This is a genomic window from Neoluteolibacter marinus (assembly GCF_014904755.1).
Taxonomy (GTDB): domain Bacteria; phylum Verrucomicrobiota; class Verrucomicrobiia; order Verrucomicrobiales; family Akkermansiaceae; genus Haloferula; species Haloferula marina.
In genome coordinates this window covers 1-1,743 of record NZ_JACZFQ010000146.1, presented here as the reverse complement: position 1 = coordinate 1,743, position 1,743 = coordinate 1, and the positions used below count along the sequence as shown (strand labels likewise).

1 protein-coding gene is annotated in these 1,743 nt (G+C 64.8%); it reads right to left on the bottom strand.

Translation table 11 applies throughout. The features are described 5' to 3' along the window. Window positions 1–457: 457 nt before the first annotated feature. A complete protein-coding gene (locus IG178_RS24215) occupies window positions 458–1,603 on the bottom strand; it encodes an IS110 family RNA-guided transposase (RefSeq protein WP_193215169.1) in 1,146 nt (381 codons plus the stop codon). Window positions 1,604–1,743 lie beyond the last annotated feature (140 nt).

The following is a 1,743-nucleotide window of genomic DNA, read 5'->3' as shown; positions in this document are numbered from 1 at the left end:
ACGTTGCTATGGCTTCGTGTTTGTCAACGGGCAAAGTGCTACTGTTTTCATCGTAGGTGATGAGATTCCGGCGTCCGGTTCAACGCGTCGGAGACCGGGATGAGAGGTGGCGTTTGATCCAGTGTGATCAGCAGTTCGCCTACGGCTTTGTATGCTGCTATTCGTGGGCTGCCCCGCGGTAGCGGGACCTTTCCAACAGGTTCTTTTTTCACGTGGGTGGCTCCCATGCTTCAGTCTCGCAGCGGGTGCTCGCCCGGCGGGGCCGGGTTAACCCAGAACGTCGATGGAAGACTCGGAGCCGGCTGGCGCTTCTCATCCCGGACCGCAACGCGGTGGACGGGTATGTTCGGGTCGGGGTGCGGCGGGTGGTTCCTTGAAGGGAACGGAGATCTTCGTTTTTCGAAAGCCCCCCCAAGGAACGCCGGGGGTTTTGAAAAAGGGAGAGCGGAGTGGGTGGTCAGGCGGCGGCTTGTTTCGCTTCGAAGCGTGTTCCGAGTTCCCAGACGAAGGCGGCCAGTTCGCGGGCGATGGAGACCTTGATTTTGTTGTGATGCAGGCCGCGTTTGCGCAGTACGGAGAACCGGTGGCTCAGCCGGGTCTGGGTCTTCCAGGAGAGCTCCCGGATCCAGCGCGGGGCGCCGCTCTGCCGCTCGGAGAGCTGGGGGCTGACCTTGGGTGGGACGCGGTAGTGGGTGGCCTGCTCGACGAGCAGCCAGCGGGCGTGGGGGTTGCCGCATTTGCTGATGGCGCCCTGCCGGCGGCTGGTGCCGCTGGAGTTCTCGGAGGGGACGAGGCCGAGGAAGGCCATGAGTTTCTTCGGATGGGCGAAGCGGCTGAAGGTGCCGATCTCGCTGACGGTGACCATGGCGGCGACGAGCTTGAAGCCCTTGAAGGCCATCAGCGCCCTGACGAGCGGTTCGCGCTGCCAGCCGTCGAGGAGTTGGCGCATCTCGTCCTCGAGCCGGGCGATGCGTTCCTCGTGGAAGTCGATGGTGGCGATGTGGTCCTCGAGCACGCGGTTGTGGGCGGCGTCGGGGAGCTTGAGGGAGCGGAGGTAGTTTTGGTGGGCCTGGGTCCAGTGGGTCTTGCCGTCGTAGCGGTAGCCGAGGCGGCGGAGCAGGGCGAGCAGGCGGGTCTTGGCGCGGCGGAGGTCGTCGACAGCATCGGTGCGGGCGCGGCAGAGGTCGCGGATGGCTTCATCGACGGCGTCGGGCACGTGGACGGCGACGAGGTCGTTGGAGCGGTGCATCCGGGCGAGCTTGGCGGCGTCCCTTTTGTCGGTCTTGACCCGGTCACCGGAGCGCGAGGGGATCAACGAGGGGGCGATCACATCGCAATGGAGGCCCATCTGGAGGAGGCGCCTGGCGATCCAGAAGCCGCATCCGCTCGCCTCGTAGCAGACGTGGAGGTCGGAGAGCCTGCGCTTCTGCTGGCGGGCGATGCGGCGCATGGCGCGCTCCAGGGCGTGCTGGGTGGTGGCGATGCTGCCGTAGGAGCGGGGTTCGGCGTCGCGGTCCGGTTCGAGGAGGGCGATGACGGTTTGTTCTTTATGCACGTCGAGCCCGACGTAGAGTGGATTGGCCGTGTCTGAGTTCGTATTCATTCGTCGCAATCGATTGATGTTGGATAGGTCCCGTTCGCGCGGGACAGCCCACGATTTGAACCAGACACGGCACCTCTTTCCAAACCCCGAACCCAACCCGGTGGCGGCCGACTGCTTCAAGTCGCAGCCATAGGGTCTCG

Excerpts from the sequence above, each read along its gene's own strand:
- IG178_RS24215 (WP_193215169.1), bottom strand. The coding sequence starts at position 1,603 with ATGAATACGAACTCAGACACGGCCAATCCACTCTACGTCGGGCTCGAC.